General features: G+C 49.8%; 18 protein-coding genes. 13 read left to right on the forward strand and 5 right to left on the reverse strand.

Going from position 1 to position 15,588, the window contains the following annotated elements:
- Positions 1–165: 165 nt before the first annotated feature.
- Positions 166–2,253, reverse strand: a complete 2,088-nt coding sequence (locus tag BZK40_RS22260; RefSeq protein WP_079935316.1) for a TonB-dependent receptor — start codon at positions 2,251–2,253, stop codon at positions 166–168.
- A 396-nt stretch (positions 2,254–2,649) separates the two neighbouring features.
- Between BZK40_RS22260 and BZK40_RS22265 the strand changes: the two genes are divergently transcribed.
- The 11 genes from BZK40_RS22265 to BZK40_RS22315 all read left to right on the forward strand — a co-directional run bounded on the left by BZK40_RS22265 (position 2,650) and on the right by BZK40_RS22315 (position 11,045).
- Positions 2,650–4,272 carry an ABC transporter substrate-binding protein gene (locus BZK40_RS22265; RefSeq protein WP_079935317.1) on the forward strand — a complete coding sequence of 541 codons (1,623 nt, stop codon included), beginning with the start codon at positions 2,650–2,652 and terminating at the stop codon, positions 4,270–4,272.
- A complete protein-coding gene (locus BZK40_RS22270; protein ID WP_071444754.1) occupies positions 4,272–5,246 on the forward strand; it encodes an ABC transporter permease in 975 nt (324 codons plus the stop codon). Before BZK40_RS22265 ends, BZK40_RS22270 begins: the two co-directional genes overlap by 1 nt.
- On the forward strand, positions 5,236–6,048 hold the full coding sequence (locus BZK40_RS22275) for an ABC transporter permease (protein ID WP_079935318.1): 813 nt from the start codon (positions 5,236–5,238) through the stop codon (positions 6,046–6,048). Before BZK40_RS22270 ends, BZK40_RS22275 begins: the two co-directional genes overlap by 11 nt.
- Positions 6,042–6,836 (forward strand): ATP-binding cassette domain-containing protein, encoded by a 795-nt coding sequence (locus tag BZK40_RS22280; RefSeq protein WP_079935319.1) that lies wholly within the window; start codon positions 6,042–6,044, stop codon positions 6,834–6,836. Before BZK40_RS22275 ends, BZK40_RS22280 begins: the two co-directional genes overlap by 7 nt.
- Positions 6,820–7,407: an ATP-binding cassette domain-containing protein gene (locus BZK40_RS22285; RefSeq protein WP_008784505.1), complete on the forward strand. Its 588-nt coding sequence runs from the start codon at positions 6,820–6,822 to the stop codon at positions 7,405–7,407. Before BZK40_RS22280 ends, BZK40_RS22285 begins: the two co-directional genes overlap by 17 nt.
- 31 nt (positions 7,408–7,438) lie before the next feature.
- Positions 7,439–7,954: a phospholipase D family nuclease gene (locus BZK40_RS22290; protein WP_003832425.1), complete on the forward strand. Its 516-nt coding sequence runs from the start codon at positions 7,439–7,441 to the stop codon at positions 7,952–7,954.
- Between the two features lie 77 nt (positions 7,955–8,031).
- Positions 8,032–8,682: a metal-binding protein ZinT gene (zinT, locus tag BZK40_RS22295; protein ID WP_079935320.1), complete on the forward strand. Its 651-nt coding sequence runs from the start codon at positions 8,032–8,034 to the stop codon at positions 8,680–8,682.
- A gap of 139 nt (positions 8,683–8,821) precedes the next feature.
- Positions 8,822–9,460 carry a leucine efflux protein LeuE gene (gene leuE, locus BZK40_RS22300; protein WP_048216323.1) on the forward strand — a complete coding sequence of 213 codons (639 nt, stop codon included), beginning with the start codon at positions 8,822–8,824 and terminating at the stop codon, positions 9,458–9,460.
- Positions 9,461–9,633: 173 nt separating this feature from the next.
- Entirely contained in the window at positions 9,634–9,996 is a 363-nt protein-coding gene (gene yeaR / locus BZK40_RS22305; protein ID WP_003030735.1) for a DUF1971 domain-containing protein YeaR, read from the forward strand.
- A 3-nt stretch (positions 9,997–9,999) separates the two neighbouring features.
- A complete protein-coding gene (locus BZK40_RS22310; RefSeq protein ID WP_003832433.1) occupies positions 10,000–10,182 on the forward strand; it encodes a DUF1869 domain-containing protein in 183 nt (60 codons plus the stop codon).
- A gap of 218 nt (positions 10,183–10,400) precedes the next feature.
- On the forward strand, positions 10,401–11,045 hold the full coding sequence (locus BZK40_RS22315; RefSeq protein ID WP_071444731.1) for a hypothetical protein: 645 nt from the start codon (positions 10,401–10,403) through the stop codon (positions 11,043–11,045).
- A gap of 52 nt (positions 11,046–11,097) precedes the next feature.
- On the opposite strand, the gene fdhF is transcribed toward BZK40_RS22315, so the two are convergent.
- Complete coding sequence (gene fdhF, locus BZK40_RS22320; protein WP_071444730.1) at positions 11,098–13,245, reverse strand: formate dehydrogenase subunit alpha; 2,148 nt, start codon at positions 13,243–13,245, stop codon at positions 11,098–11,100.
- A 361-nt stretch (positions 13,246–13,606) separates the two neighbouring features.
- Here fdhF and BZK40_RS22325 point away from each other — a divergent pair, with 361 nt between their 5' ends.
- Positions 13,607–13,855 (forward strand): GlsB/YeaQ/YmgE family stress response membrane protein, encoded by a 249-nt coding sequence (locus tag BZK40_RS22325; RefSeq protein ID WP_003832440.1) that lies wholly within the window; start codon positions 13,607–13,609, stop codon positions 13,853–13,855.
- A 48-nt stretch (positions 13,856–13,903) separates the two neighbouring features.
- On the opposite strand, the gene yoaJ is transcribed toward BZK40_RS22325, so the two are convergent.
- From yoaJ to BZK40_RS22330, 3 genes are read right to left on the reverse strand one after another with little or no spacing between them, the layout of a single operon-like run.
- On the reverse strand, positions 13,904–13,978 hold the full coding sequence (yoaJ, locus tag BZK40_RS24295) for a protein YoaJ (RefSeq protein WP_095533175.1): 75 nt from the start codon (positions 13,976–13,978) through the stop codon (positions 13,904–13,906).
- A gap of 2 nt (positions 13,979–13,980) precedes the next feature.
- Positions 13,981–14,079: a YoaK family small membrane protein gene (locus tag BZK40_RS24300; RefSeq protein ID WP_032941789.1), complete on the reverse strand. Its 99-nt coding sequence runs from the start codon at positions 14,077–14,079 to the stop codon at positions 13,981–13,983.
- Positions 14,080–14,126: 47 nt separating this feature from the next.
- Positions 14,127–15,152 (reverse strand): sensor domain-containing diguanylate cyclase, encoded by a 1,026-nt coding sequence (locus tag BZK40_RS22330; protein WP_079935321.1) that lies wholly within the window; start codon positions 15,150–15,152, stop codon positions 14,127–14,129.
- A 186-nt stretch (positions 15,153–15,338) separates the two neighbouring features.
- Here BZK40_RS22330 and BZK40_RS22335 point away from each other — a divergent pair, with 186 nt between their 5' ends.
- Positions 15,339–15,587, forward strand: a complete 249-nt coding sequence (locus tag BZK40_RS22335; protein WP_079935322.1) for a putative hemolysin — start codon at positions 15,339–15,341, stop codon at positions 15,585–15,587.
- The last annotated feature ends 1 nt before the right edge of the window (position 15,588 follow it).

A 15,588-nucleotide genomic window follows, 5' to 3' on the forward strand; every position in this document is an offset into this window, starting at 1 on the left:
AAGGCGATTAGGTTTATGTTGGGATAAACGAATTAGGGATGCGGTTAGAAGAAGATGTGAGTCGCCTTTGTAAGGCGACTCTATGAAATCATTCAGGATATTATTCTGAATGATACCGGCTGGATGGGATGCACGTGATAGCTCGACCAACAGGATCTTATAAAATTAGAACTGATAATTTAAAGATACCCAGTAGTTACGACCAGGGTTTACGTATCCGGTAGTGGATTGTGCAGTCTGATAATAATCACCTGCGTAGGTGCTATTGCGGCCCACCTGGTACAATTTGACCTCACTAAAGTCTTTATCCAGCACGTTATTAACCGCCGTATTAAGCGTCAGATCTTTGGTCAGCTTATAAGACATCCCCATATCGACAACGGTCCAGGCTTTTAAATCAGCGCCTTTATCGTCATAGACGGCCTTTTGTACCGCGCTAAGGTTGTCGTAATTTTCGGTAAAGCGTGGGGCTTTGCCGCGATAACGTGCGCTGAGCCAGGCGTTCATATCTTCCGTTGCCTGCCAGTTCAGACGGGCGTTAGCCATATGTTTTGGTGTGTAACTTAATGGCGCGCCTTTATTGTCACCATCTTTTTGCTTGCTCTGAGTGTAGGTGTAGTTGAGAGATAAGGTCAGCACATCCGACCATAGAGGGAAGGTGCTGGCAAATTCAACGCCATCGGTCCTTGCCTTGCCGCTGTTGGTATAGCTGTTGGTATTATCATCGATAGAATATGAGACAATTTTATTTTTGTATTCGGTATAGAAGCCGGTAATGTTGGCGTTAAGCCCGGCGTCGTTCTCGTAATACAGCCCGGTTTCGTAGCTGATACTTTCCTCAGGTTTGAGGTCCGGGTTACCGACCGTATTCACCGTTCCCTGCGCGGTTACACCGCTGATCCCGTTATGCAACTGGCTTAGTGATGGTGCTTTATAACCTGTCGTTACGCCGCCTTTGAGGGTCCATTCGTCGGATGCGTCCCAGACCATATAGGCACGCGGGCTGAGATGACCGCCAAAGACATCGTTATGCTCATAGCGTGTTCCTGCGGTTAAGGCCAGCGAGTCGAGAATATGCCATTCATCTTCCGCATAGGCTGCCCACGTTTTTTGATGGAACGTCTCGCCGGTATTGGCCAGTACCACACCATCTTTCATCCGGGCATCCCAGAATTCTCCGCCAAGGGTTAAGAGGTGCGAATCACCTAATGGCGTCAGCAGCACTGAGTCAAGAATGACGTTGGTGTTCTTCAGTTCACGCGCGTCACCGGCCCGGCCTGCGTTCTCTGGTGTGAGTGCGGAAGATACCAATTGCCGGCCTTTGTTTTCGGTTTCATTCCAGCCGAGGGAGGATTTCCAGGTGCCGAACGTTAAGGCTGTATCGTGGCCGAGGGTCACTTTGTTACGCTCATAGCGTAGCGTTTTATCATACCCCCCTGTCAGGTTGCCCAACTGCCCGTCATCGTTGTCATAGCGCTGTCTGGCGGAGTCGAGATCTAACCACAGCGTATTGTTCTCATTGGTTTTCCAGTCGAGGCGCGTGCCAATATTATAGTTTTCCGATTCGGTAGGATAAGGTACGCGGGTGGAGGAGGTATCGCTGAGGGAGGTGACGCTGGAACCCTGACGCTGGGTTGTGCTCCCCCGAACCTGCATATCCAGTACGCCCGCAATCAACGGGCCGCTTGACCAGAAGTTGGCGACCGTACTGTTACCCCATTTATTACTCTCTTGCAGGTTAACGCCGGTATTGATGGAAGTGCTCCATTTATCGGTGCTTTTTTTGGTGATGATATTCACCACGCCACCGATTGCGTCGGACCCATAAAGCGTCGACATCGGGCCGCGGATCACCTCAATATGATCGATTGCCGCCAGCGGGGGCATAAAGCTGGTATTCATGGCAGAGAAACCGTTTGGCGTTACGTCGCTGCTGCCGTTTTGACGAATACCGTCAATCAGGATCAAGGTATAGCTGGCAGGCATGCCACGGATGCTGATCTCCAGACCGCCGGTTTTACCGGTGCTGCTTTCAACATCAACCCCTTCAACAGAACGCAGGGCTTCACCTAAGTCATTATATTTATTGGTTTGTAACTCTTGCTGAGAAATAACAGAGACGCTGGCGGCGGCATTAGTGATTTTCTTTTCATAACCGGAAGCGGTTACCACCATGACATCTTCAGCAAATACCAGGGGGCTGGAAAATCCTAAACAGGACAGAACGACAGAGGCAACAGGTTTTAAACGCATAGTCAAACTTCCTTTGTTAAAAATTCAAAGGCAGTAAGATAATTGATGGAAATGATAATACAAATAATTATCATTACAAATTTACATAACTTGTCACTTCTGGTGTTTTTCTTTAATAAATATACATAAATTGTCATGGGTTTTAGATAAGGAATTAGCAGGAAGGGCCAATAGTCCGCACAGGCAATTATTAGTTCGGGATTAATATTCCTGTGAATAAATGGCGAGGGATTAATCTATTTTCTGAGATTCACATCGTACTCATAACGGAGTATCAGAAAAAAGTATGATAATTTTAGAGAATCGTCATACTTTTCTGCGCCGCATCATTTTTTTCATCATTTCTGTCCGCCATAATCCCTTCCCCAGGAGACTGCTTAACGACGGTAAATCGTTATGCAGCATAAAAATAACGTAAATCTGGATAACATAATGATCAAAGGCAAGCTGGCACTACTTACGTGCGCATTGACTCTCGCATTAACCTCACCACTTCTTGCCGCGCAAAATGCGAGCGAAGGGCAGACGTTAAAACTGGCAATTGGACCAGAACCAACGGAAGGGTTTGACCCGATGCTGGGCTGGAGTCATGGCAGCTATTTGCTTTTACATGCACCATTATTAAAACAAAATGCAGATATGAGCTGGGGAAACCTGCTGACGGAAAAAGTAGAGACCAGCGCAGACGGCAAAATCTGGACGTTGACGTTAAAACCTGACCTTAAATTCTCTGATGGTTCCCCGCTAACCGCTGAAGATGTGGTGTTCACCTATAACAAAGCAGCAAAAAGCGGCGGCAAAATCGACATGGGAAACTTCACTCATGCCAGCCTGAAAGATAACCGTACGGTAGAAATTACGCTGAATAGCCCACAGAGCACCTTTGTGAATGTGCTGGGTTCTTTGGGTATTGTTCCGGCGAAACGGTATGACGAAAAAACATTTGCCAAAAATCCGATTGGCGCGGGTCCTTATCGGCTGGTGAGTTTTCAGCCGGGGCAGCAGTTGATCGTGGAGGCTAACCCCTGGTATGCCGGTAAGAAAAATGATTTCAGTAAGCTGGTGTTTGTCTTCCTTGATGAAGATAACGCTTATGCCGCAGCGCGCAGTGGCCAACTGGGACTCGTACGTATCGCGCCGTCGATGGCGGTCGCTCCTCAGCAGACAAATTTGAAACTTTGGGTACGCGATAGCGTGGAAAACCGGGGCATTGTGTTCCCGATGGTTCCTGCAGGTAAAAAAGACGCCAATGGCTATCCGATTGGGAACGATATCACTGCCGATGTTGCCATCAGGCGTGCCATCAACTATGCCATCGACCGTAAGCAGCTTGCCGATCAGGTCATGGAGGGTCATGCGATTCCTGCGTATAGCGCAGTGCAGGGGCTGCCATGGCAGGGGCAATCCGTTGCGTTCAAAGATGGTGATAGCGAAAAAGCACGTACGATTCTGGAAGAAGCCGGCTGGAAGGTGGGTAAAGATGGCGTACGAGTGAAAGACGGCAAAGAGGCTCGACTGACTTTATGGTACGCCAGCGGTGACAGTACACGCCGGGATTTAGCCGAAGCTGTTCGCGCAATGCTGGAACCGGTGGGCATTCAGGTATCACTACAGTCAGGAAGCTGGGAAACCGTTGAACGTCACATGCATGCGAACCCGACGTTATTTGGTTGGGGAAGCCTGGATCCGATGGAGCTTTTCCATCATTACAGTAATCAGGCCGCGGGTGTGGAATATTACAATCCAGGCTATTACAGCAATCCTGTTGTTGAACAGCACCTTAAACAGGCTATCGACGCCCCAGACTGGCAAAAAGCGTTGCCTTTCTGGCAACAGGTGGAGTGGGATGGTAAGCAAGGGGCTGGCGTGCAGGGCGATGCTGCCTGGGCATGGCTGCTGAATATTCAGCACACTTATCTGGCAAATCCGTGTATTGATTTAGGCAAAGGCGCACCGGAGATTCACGGTAGCTGGTCACTGCTCAATAATTTGGACGAATGGACCTGGACCTGCCGTTGATGAAGTCTGTTGTGGGCCATTTTCTACGGCTGATTGTGCTATTAGTGCTGGTTGCGGCTGGCACTTTTGTGCTGCTCAGTTTTTCTCCAGTCGATCCGATTCGCGCTTATATCGGCAACGATCTCCTGCATGTGCCGCCGGAGCAATATGCACGCATTGCTGCTCGCTGGGGATTGGACCAGCCGCTATGGGAGCGTTTTGGTCACTGGTTTGTTCGTGTATTGCAGGGCGATCTCGGCTATTCCATGTTGTTTAATGCGCCGGTTGCCAGCGTGATCAAGGAACGCTTTTCCACCTCGTTTGCGCTGCTTGGCGGCGCGTGGCTACTCTCCGGCATATTGGGAACGGCAATGGGGTTTGTCGCGGGTCGCTACCTGAATCGCTGGCCGGACAAAGCAATCTGTCGCCTCAGCTATCTGCTTTCTTCGCTGCCGACCTTCTGGATTGGCATGTTGCTGCTGGCGCTATTTGCCGTGCGCTGGCCGGTATTTCCGGTCTGCTGCGCGTGGGAGCCGGGCAACAGCGGCGATATGGTGACGCTGACCGAGCGTCTGCGTCATCTGGTGCTTCCCGTTTGCGCGCTCAGTTTGCTGGGACTGGGGCAAATTACGCTTCACACGCGGGAAAGCATCGCCAGCGTAATGAAAAGCGAATTTGTCCGTTTTGCGCGTTCCCAGGGAGATAAAGGCTGGTCATTGTTACGCCATCAGGTTCTGCGTCATGCAATTACGCCTGCGCTGTGTTTGCAGTTTGCCTCACTGGGAGAACTGTTGGGAGGTGCACTATTGGCCGAAAAAGTCTTTGCTTATCCAGGACTGGGGCAGGCCACCATTGATGCCGGGTTACGCGGCGATCTGCCGTTACTGATGGGGATTGTGTTGTTCAGTACCGTACTGGTGTTCATTGGCAACTCGCTGTCTACCTGGCTTGTCCGTATGTTGAACCGTGCTCTGGAGCGACCTGATGCTCTATAACCCGACGCCGACGCTAATTCGTCTTTTGTTCTCTTTTAGCTGCCTGTTATTCATTGCAGTGTATGGTGCCGCAATGCTGGATAACCCGTTGAGCGTTAATCTGCTTGCCCGTCATCTTCCACCTGATGCGATGTACTGGTTTGGCACCGATAACCTCGGTCGCGATCTGTGGATCCGTTGTTTTCAGGGGGCACTGACCAGTCTGCAAATTGGTATTGGTGCGGCGTTGTGCAGCGGTTTCATTGCGTTAATGATGGCGGCGGTTTCGCGCATACATCCGCGTCTGGATGTGCTTATGCGTCTAATTACTGATGCCATGCTATCGATGCCGCATCTGCTGTTGCTTATTTTGATCTGTTTTACGCTGGGGGGTGGGAAAAACGGGGTAATCATGGCGGTTGCACTAACGCACTGGCCGCGTCTGGCGCTGATCCTGCGTGCTGAAGCGCAGCGCGTGGCCCACAGTGACTATCTGACGTTGACCTTGCGTCTGGGACACGGCCATTTTTACTGCTGGCGGCATCACTATCTACCGGCGTTGTTACCCCAGTGGTTAACCGGGACATTGCTGATGTTTCCCCATGCGGTGTTACACAGCGCGGCGTTAAGCTTCCTCGGTTTTGGACTGGCACCGCATGAACCGTCGCTGGGCCTGCTGCTGGCGGATGCGCTGAGGTTTATCAGTCATGGCGACTGGTGGTTAGTGCTGTTTCCAGGACTGATGCTGTTCAGTCTGGTGATGTTATTCGATCAGCTCGCAAGGGCGGTGCATCGTTTATGGTTACGAGGTGACGCATGTTGAGTTTAAGGCAGGTCTCGCTGGACGTGGCGCGTTATCGCTGGTACGGCGCGAAAAACTGGTCTTCGATGTTGCAGGATATCTCTTTCGACGTAGCGCCTGGTCAGATGGTGGCGCTAGTTGGGGGAAGTGGGGAAGGTAAGAGCCTGTTGCTGCAATGTCTGCTCGATCTCTTACCAGACAATTTGCGTTTCAACGGCGTTATTACCCTGGAAGGTAAAGCGCTGGGCAGTGATGATATTCGCAAATGTCGTGGCAATACCTTCAGCTACGTCCCACAAGGTATTCAGGCACTTAACCCGCTGCTCTCGATTGAAAAGCATCTGCGCAGGGCATGCCAGCTTTCTGACCAGCAGTGGAATGCCGGAAAAATTGAACGATTGCTCCAGCGTAGCCGACTGGAAAGTCGCGTATTAGATGCTTTTCCGCGTCAGCTTTCAGGCGGTATGGCAAAACGTGTTCTGGCTTGTCATGCGTCTCTGAGTCAGGCTCGCTATATTCTGGCGGATGAAATTACCGCCTGGCTTGATGCACCTCTCGCTAATCAACTGCTTGAACAGTTGCGTGAGCAATGTGAGCAAGGGGCTGGTGTTTTGTGGGTAACGCATGACCTCACGCTGGCGGCCCGCCATGCGGATCGTATTGTCGCACTGCATCAGGGAAGGGTGTCGGATAACGTCAGCCGGGAACAGCTGTTACGCGGAGAGATTAGCGAACACCTGCAACGACAATGGCGGGCGCTGCCTGAAAGAAATCAACTTTTTGGAGAGCGCGATGCTGTGCTGTCGTGATGTAACAATCCGTCAGGGGGAAAAGGTTCTGTGGCAAAATCTGACCTTTTCTCTACGCCCTGGAGAACGTATTGGGATTTGTGCGCCCAGTGGAACTGGCAAAACGACGCTGGGACGCGTGCTGGCGGGCTGGCAGAAACCAACTTCCGGTGACATTCTGATTGATGACCAACCGTTGCCGATGCACCAGTATTGTCCGGTGCAACTGGTGCCACAGCATCCAGAATTAACTTTTAACCCCCGACGCAGCACCGGTGATGCGGTGCATGATGCATGGCGACCGGATGCTGCAATGCTTACCCGTCTTCACATCAATCCAGAGTGGTTAACCCGCCGTCCCGGACAACTTTCTGGTGGTGAACTGGCGCGAATTGCTTTACTTCGCGCGCTGGACCCGCGGACACGTTTTCTTATTGCCGATGAAATTACAGCCCAGCTTGATCCTTCTATTCAACGGGATATCTGGGCGCTGCTGCTTGAAGAATCTCAGCGTCGGCCATTGGGTATGCTCATTATCAGTCATCAGCAGGCGCTGCTTGATCAGATCTGCACGCGAGCGCTACTCTCTTAGGTCTCTTTCGCATTTCAGGCAAATAACTAACGTGATCGTAAAAACTATCGCTGTGGCTGCGCTAATGTACGGGGCGGGTGCTTTTGCAGCACATGCTTCCATTCAGGTGGGTTTTTCACCGGAAGGGTCGGCTCGGGCTTTAGTGCTGGATTCAATTAACCATGCGCAGCACAGCATCGATATGATGGCTTATTCATTTCAGTCTGCAGATATTGTTCAGGCCCTGGTAAACGCTGAAAAGAGAGGCGTAGTGGTTCGGGCTGTGATCGATAAGAAACGTAACCAGGGCAAGGTTAGCCAGAAGGCCATCGCGTTTGCTGCCGCGAATGGGGTTGATGTGCAACTGGATGGTCACTACCACATCCAGCATGACAAGGTAATGATTATTGATGGCGACACGCTGGAAACCGGTTCGTTCAACTTTGCCAAATCCGCAGAATTTGCCAACTCTGAAAATGTGTTAGTTATTCGTGACGAACCTGCCGTTGTTGCGCAGTATCAGGCCCATTTTGACAGCCGTTGGAAAATCGCGCACCAGAGCGGTTAAATGCTTCACAACGCCGTTGATTTAAATGTGATGTTATATTATAACATTTCACTCGCAAATGATTTGAGGGTGAAATTTTGGCTATTCGTTTTAAGAAACTGACAATCGCTCTGGGGATGCTTTTAGTCAGTAGTTCGGTTCTGGCGCATGGTCATCATTCCCATGGTGCGCCAATGAGTGAAGCAGAACAAAAGGCGTCGGAAGGGGTATTTGATGATAACCAGGTGCAGAACAGGACGCTGACCGACTGGGATGGCATGTGGCAATCTGTTTATCCGTATCTGGTCAGCGGCGAACTTGACCCAGTATTCAAAAAGAAAGCGGAGAAAGATAAAAGCAAAACGGCAGAACAAATCAAAGCGTATTACCGTACAGGCTATGCAACCAACGTAGACACTATCGGTATTGAAAATGGCGTGATGGAGTTTCATACCGGGAATCAGGTTGCATCATGTAAATACGACTACGCCGGATATAAGATCCTGAATTATAAATCAGGCAAGAAAGGTGTACGGTATCTGTTTGAGTGTAAAGCTGCTGACAGCAAAGCGCCTAAATATGTGCAATTTAGCGATCATATTATCGCGCCGCGTAAATCGAGCCACTTCCATATCTTTATGGGAAATACCTCGCAGGCAGCCTTGCTTGAAGAGATGGAAAACTGGCCTACCTACTACCCTTATCAGTTGAAGGGAGAAGAGGTTGTGGATGAGATGCTGTACCATTAATCCGGACTAACCTTATCTGTACACACCCGTCACCAGTGGCGGGTTCTTTAATTCATAACCTTCTCTTTCCATCACCCGATGCATTCGTTAGCATATTGTATCGCAGCAAGTGCATGTGTTTTTTCAGGAAGAGGTTAACGTGTTCGCAGAGTATGGAGTTCTGAATTACTGGACGTATCTGGTGGGAGCCATTTTTATCGTGTTGGTACCGGGGCCAAATACGATATTTGTGTTGAAGAACAGCGTCGGTCGGGGAGTGAAGGGTGGTTATCTCGCCGCAAGCGGTGTGTTTATCGGTGATGCCGTGTTGATGTTTTTGGCCTATGCCGGTGTTGCCGCATTGATCAAAACAACGCCCGTTTTGTTCAACATCGTTCGCTATCTTGGCGCGTTTTATCTGCTGTACCTCGGTGCGAAGATCCTATATGCGACACTGAAATCGAAAGCAAGCGACTCCGCACCTGAGGAAGTCCCGTTTGGCGCTATTTTTAAGCGAGCATTAATTCTGAGCCTGACGAATCCCAAAGCTATTTTGTTTTATGTTTCGTTCTTCGTGCAGTTTATTGATGTCAATGCACCGCACTCAGGGCTGTCATTCTTTATTTTGGCCATTACGCTTGAAGTAGTGAGCTTTTTCTATCTGAGCTTCCTTATTTTCTCCGGCGCGTTCGTGACGCAGTATATTCGCACGAAGAAAAAACTGGCCAAAGTGGGTAATTCCCTAATCGGCCTGATTTTCGTTGGTTTTGCCGCTCGTCTGGCCACGCTTCAGTCGTGATGCTATCGGCCCGCTGGTTGCGGCGGGCCTTCAATATGACGCTTTGCTTTTCATTTATAATTGTAGGGTTATAACCAATAAATGGTATTTTAAATGTATATTTGGAAGCGTACCCTGTGTACAGCAGCGATTCAATAAGACTCGCTGGTTGTTGACTGGAAAAGGGAAGAAAAATGCTTCAAATTCCACAGAATCATATCCATACACGCTCTACACCATTCTGGAACAAAGAAACTGCGCCTGCCGGAATTTTCGAACGCCACCTTGATAAAGGAACTCGTGCTGGGGTTTATCCACGACTTTCGGTTATGCAGGGGGCGGTCAAATATCTCGGATACGCCGATGAACACAGTCCGGAGCCAGTAGAGGTGATGGTTATTGAAGCCGGTCAGTTTGGCGTTTTTCCGCCGGAAAAATGGCATAACATCGAAGTGATGACCGACGACACTTACTTTAATATCGATTTTTTCGTTGCCCCGGAAGTTCTGATGGAGAGTGCAAATCAACGAAAAGTCGTGCGCACCGGCAAGGAGTAAATCATGGGCAAAGCAACCTATACCGTAACCGTGACCAATAACAGCAACGGTGTTTCTGTGGATTATGAAACAGAAGCGCCTATGACATTACTGGTGCCGGATGTGGCAGCAGAAGTGGTCAAAGACTTGGTCAATACCGTTCGTTCGTACGATACCGAGAATGAGCATGAAGTCTGCGGATGGTAGGCGTTAAATACTCTTACTGATTGAATACACAGAATTTTAATGTACTAACCGCACAGCGTTTTGACGGCGCCGTGCGGTTTTTTTATTTGTGTTGAACGTAGTGATGTCCGAAAAAAGATTCCTTAAGAATACCTTAAGAAATTCGCATTGAATGCTAATTGTCGATCATTCACAGGAGTTATGATCGCAAAACAGTAACAATACAGAACATCGCGCTTATGAAACTGAATACCCAAATTACATTCCCCACACTTATTCTAGGACTGGTCATTGTGGCGATCCCGTTCACCGCGAACTGGAATCTTCCGCTGCTTAACGGCACTGTCGTCAGATGGATCGAAAATGGGCAGGCGCTATGGCTACTGTTTGGTGCCGTATTTACCCTTGGCTATATCCGGCCTTTATCACGCCCTGAAGGCGAGAAGCAATTTTGGCTTTGGGCAGCCGTGTGGTGGTTGGTATTGCTGGGGAGAAGCACCAGTTGGGGCCGTGACTATTTCCCGGAGCAGCCTAAACTTCTGTTCAGAGCTATCTCTGTTGTAATGATTTCCATGATTATTCTGCCGGTGCTGTTGTCGAAGCGCTTACGCCTGGATATTGTCCGACGCGTGCGTAATGAACCGCTACCGCTCTGGCTGCTGACGATCACCGCCTGCGCATTTTTGATTTCCGATACGGTAGAGCATCATCGTCTGCTGGCTCCCATCTTCCTGCACAATGTCCAATATGGCGATATGATTGAAGAATTGTACGAACTGCCGTTTATGGCTGGCCTGTTTCTGATGAACCTCGGTTTTATGCAGCGGGATATGCAGGAGGAATCTTCCTCCATCCGCTTCAGTGAACCACACCTGGTAAAGTAATGAGATAAAACCTGAGTCTGGGTATCCAGACTCAGGTGGCGAGGGTGGGGAATTACGCAATGGCCTCACATAAGCGTGATTTCATGTCGCTATACGATTGAGCGGCATACTTTTCAGCCCATCTCTGATCGCTAATGTGCTCGATATTTACGGCACAATATTTGGTTTCCGGCGTTTTCGAGATTGGATCGAGGTTATCCTGGGTCAACTCGTTGCATGCACCAATCCACCATTGATAGGTCATATACACCGTTCCGGAATTGATACGCTCGGATACATCCGCACGGCTGATGACCTTACCCCGACGCGAGCTGACCCATACCAGATCACGATGACGGATACCCAGTTTTTCGGCATCATGGGTATTGATTTGCACATATCCTGGTTCATCAGCCAACGCTTGTAACGCTGCGCAGTTACCGGTCATCGAGCGACAGGAGTAATGCCCAACTTCACGCACGGTACACAACACCAGCGGATAATTGTCATCCGGAACTTCTGCGGGCGCTCGCCACGGTGCGGCAAACAGTTTGCCTTTGCCGTTGGCGGTATCAAACTGGCTGTGCGCGTAAAGGTACGGCGTACCAGGACTATCGAGATCGGGGCACGGCCACTGAACATGCCCCATTTCCCCCATTTTCTCATAGGTCACGCCGTAGAACAGCGGGCACAGCTCGCGCATTTCATCCCAGATTTGTTGGTTATTTTGATACTGCATCGGATAGCCCATTTCGCTGGCCAGCAGGCTGATAATCTCCCAGTCACGCTTTACATCACCGGTGGGTTCAATCGCTTTCTCAAAACGCTGGAAGCCACGATCGGCGCAGGTAAAGACACCGCCATGTTCGCCCCATGAGGTGGCCGGCAGGAGGACGTCGGCCATTTCCGCTGTCTTAGTCATGAAGATATCCTGCACGACGATAAAATCGAGCGCGTTAAACCCTTCGCGAACCAGGCCCAGGTCGGCCTCGGTTTGCAGCGGATCTTCTCCCATGATGTAGTAGGCTTTTATTTTGCCTTCGATAGCAAGGTGAGGAACTTCGGTGATGCGCGTTCCAACCTTGTCATCCATCTGATTAACGTCAATGCCCCATGCGCTGGCGAATTTTTCCCTGACGGCGGAATCGGTCACGTCCTGATACCCCGGGAACTGGTTAGGTAGTACCCCCATATCGCACGCTCCCTGCACGTTATTTTGCCCGCGAACGGGACCAACGCCGACGTTAGGGCGACCCAGGTTCCCGGTCAACAACGCCAGGCTCGACAAACCGCGAACCACATCAACGGCCTGACCAAACTGGGTGACGCCCATCCCCCACATTACGGTTGCCGATGGTGCTGCGGCAAATGTACGCATTGCCTGACGAACCTGCTGTGCGGGAATGCCGGTCAAATGTTCAACGGCTTCAGGCGCATAGCCCTTAACGGTTTCCCAGTATGTTTCCAACCCTTCCGCATGCTTTTGCACATACTCGCGATCGTAGAGTTGCTCTTCGATAAGAACATGACCAAAGGCATTAACCAGCGCCATGTTGCAACCGTTTTTCAACTGCAAATGTTGGTCAGCAATACGGGCGGTTTCAATACGACGTGGGTCGCAGACAATGATTTTTGCGCCATTCTGGCGAGCTTTAATCACTCGTCGGGCCACGATTGGGTGCGAGTCGGCGCAGTTATAACCAAAGATCAGCAGGCATTTTGAGTTTTCAATGTCGCTGATGGAATTGCTCATGGCGCCATTGCCTAACGTTTCCTGTAATCCGGCAACGGAAGGGCCATGACAGACGCGGGCACAACAATCGACATTATTGGTATGAAGTACGCCACGTGCGAATTTTTGCATCACGTAGTTGGTTTCATTTCCGGTTCCCCGGGAAGAGCCGGTAGTCATGATGGCGCGAGGGCCATAGGTATTTTTGATTTCAGATAAGCGTTTTGCGGTGTAACGAATGGCTTCATCCCAGCTAACGGGCGTGAATTTGCCACCTTTTTCATAACGGATCATCGGGCGAGTCAGACGGGGAGTCAGGAGGCGTGTGTCGTTAAGAAAGTCCCAACCATAATAGCCTTTCAGGCATAACTGATTTTGGTTCGTTACACCCTCTGCGGCTTCGGCGCGGATGATTTTGTTATTTTCGACAACAAGCTTGAGCTTGCACCCGGCCCCACAGTATGGGCAAACACTGGTGATTTTTTTCATCAATAACAGACCTGTTAAATGCTGAAATAGCGCGAATTGTAGACGCAGCCGCGCGATAAGCACCGCGGACTACGATTTGTCGTATCGACGGGTTGTTTAAGCATAAAGTGTGCCAGAAGTGAAAACCCAGCAATAACGGGGCTGACGGCAAAAAAGTTAAGCATAATGACTGACGATTCGACATTAATGACGAGGAGCGGCAAAAATTTAGCCTGCCGGTCAGCAGTCATAACCTTATGAAACATCGGAAAAAGATGAAAATATGAAGTGATGACGATCACAAATTTTAATTTTTCAGCGCTATGCTATGCTTTTATACAACGAGTGAATCGTTAATTTAAAAACATAAGTGAGGAAAATTATGGGCATTATTTCATGGGTGGTTTTCGGTCTTATCGCTGGGATTTTGGCAAAATGGATTATGCCGGGTAAAGATGGCGGCGGATTCTTTATGACCATTATCTTAGGGGTTGTCGGTGCGGTAGTGGGTGGCTGGATCAGTACCTTCTTTGGTTTTGGTAAAGTTGATGGTTTCAACTTCGGCAGTTTCGTCGTAGCGGTTATCGGTGCGATTGTGGTGTTGTTTATCTACAGAAAAATCAAAAGCTAAGTAAACATACAGACAATAGGGGCCACTGAGAAGTGGCCTTTATTTTGGTTACCACCACCCCAGTTCCGTGCCCAGAACCACGATGATAGCCACGCCAATCATAATAATCGTTGTTTTTTTCATCGTTATGCTCCCGGCGCAGCGTAGCCGCCAATGAAAAACCAGGATAAGAAAACGACAGCGGAAATGAAAATAATGACAGGGAAAATAATACCGAGTCGCATACGATTATCTACCAGAGTTATTTAAAGACGAGCCAGCATAGCAGGGCTTAATGTACGACAAAAGGGGTTTTATCCTGACGTTTTTTATCCTGATACATTGCGCTGTCTGCAAGATGAAGCGCACAGTTTACATCAGTCTCCAGCGGATCAATTTCCACCACACCCAGACTGGCACCAGGATAATACAGATGAATGTCACCCAGGTGGTAGTCACCGCAAATCTGCTGTTGCAGCTGATTTTTCACCTGCTGCAGACGCATAAGCCGATCAAGTTCATCTTCCGCTGACAGGCGAACGACTAAAAATTCGTCGCCGCCCAGTCGACCGAGAATGTCATTATCACTACATTCACGGAGCAGGCGCTGCCCAATCTGGATCAGGAACTGGTCACCAACCTCGTGGCCAAAGCGGTCATTGATCAATTTGAAATCATCCAAATCGATATAGGCGACAACTATCTTCTGCCTGAGGTGACGGGCAAGCGAAAAAAGGGTCTCCACATTTTCAAAAATTGCGCGCCGATTCGGTAAACCGGTCAGGGCATCGGTGTAGGAGTGAGCAATCAGCGCAGCGTTCGCTTCACGTAACTGAGCAACCAACGACTCTTTTTGAATCGACTGGGCGATCAGACCGGCAAACAGATGTAATACTTGTTCTCCACGTTGGCTCAATGCCTGCTGGTGGCGGCTGGTAGCGCAGAGTGTACCGTAAAACGTTCCGTCAGGAAGATGAACGGGAGTGCTCAGAAAGGTGGTGATGTCCAGTGCGCGAGCGGCGGTACATTCCGGCCAGCGTGCGGGCACGTTGTCACTGTACAGACAGTTTTCCTCAATAGCGCGTTTGCACAGCGTTTCATCCCACGGCACGGATAGCCCTTCGGGGATCTGCATTTGGCGGCTATTACGTGCATACAGAATATGCTGCAGACGGGCATCCAGATCGACCTTGGTCAGGTAGGTCGATTCCATCTCAGTCACCATCTCCAGCATCTCCAGAAGTTGCCGAACCAGACTTTCAACAGACTGCTCCGTGGCTAAGGATTGTGAGACTCTGGCAAGGATCATGTCCGACATGAGATGTAAATGCTCCTGAGTAATGACTGGGCTGACGTTGCCCGCATGATAGAACATCAAGGTGAAAGATGAAACACGCCATCCAGCTCAGAATGTAAACATAAAATGGATAGCTGGCAGGAAAACATGGAGATAGATGGAAAGTCGGGGTAACCTGCCAGGATAAGGTTTTTAACAGGAGTAAATATGAAACTGGCATCTATTGTTTTGCCCGGCTTGCTGGTGCTGGCGGGGTGTACCACGGAACCGAAAGCGCCTGTGCCACCGAAAGTTGGCATGGCGAATCCAGCATCGGTGTATTGTGAACAAAAGGGCGGCTCGTTGATTGCGGTGCAGACTCCGCAAGGTGTTAAGTCTGACTGCAAACTACCCAACGGGGAAGTGATTGATGAATGGTCACTCTGGCGTAGAGATCATCCGGCAACGGCCAAGTAAT

Origin of the sequence: Citrobacter portucalensis (assembly GCF_002042885.1) — a bacterium.
In the GTDB taxonomy this organism is placed as follows: Bacteria; Pseudomonadota; Gammaproteobacteria; order Enterobacterales; family Enterobacteriaceae; genus Citrobacter; species Citrobacter portucalensis.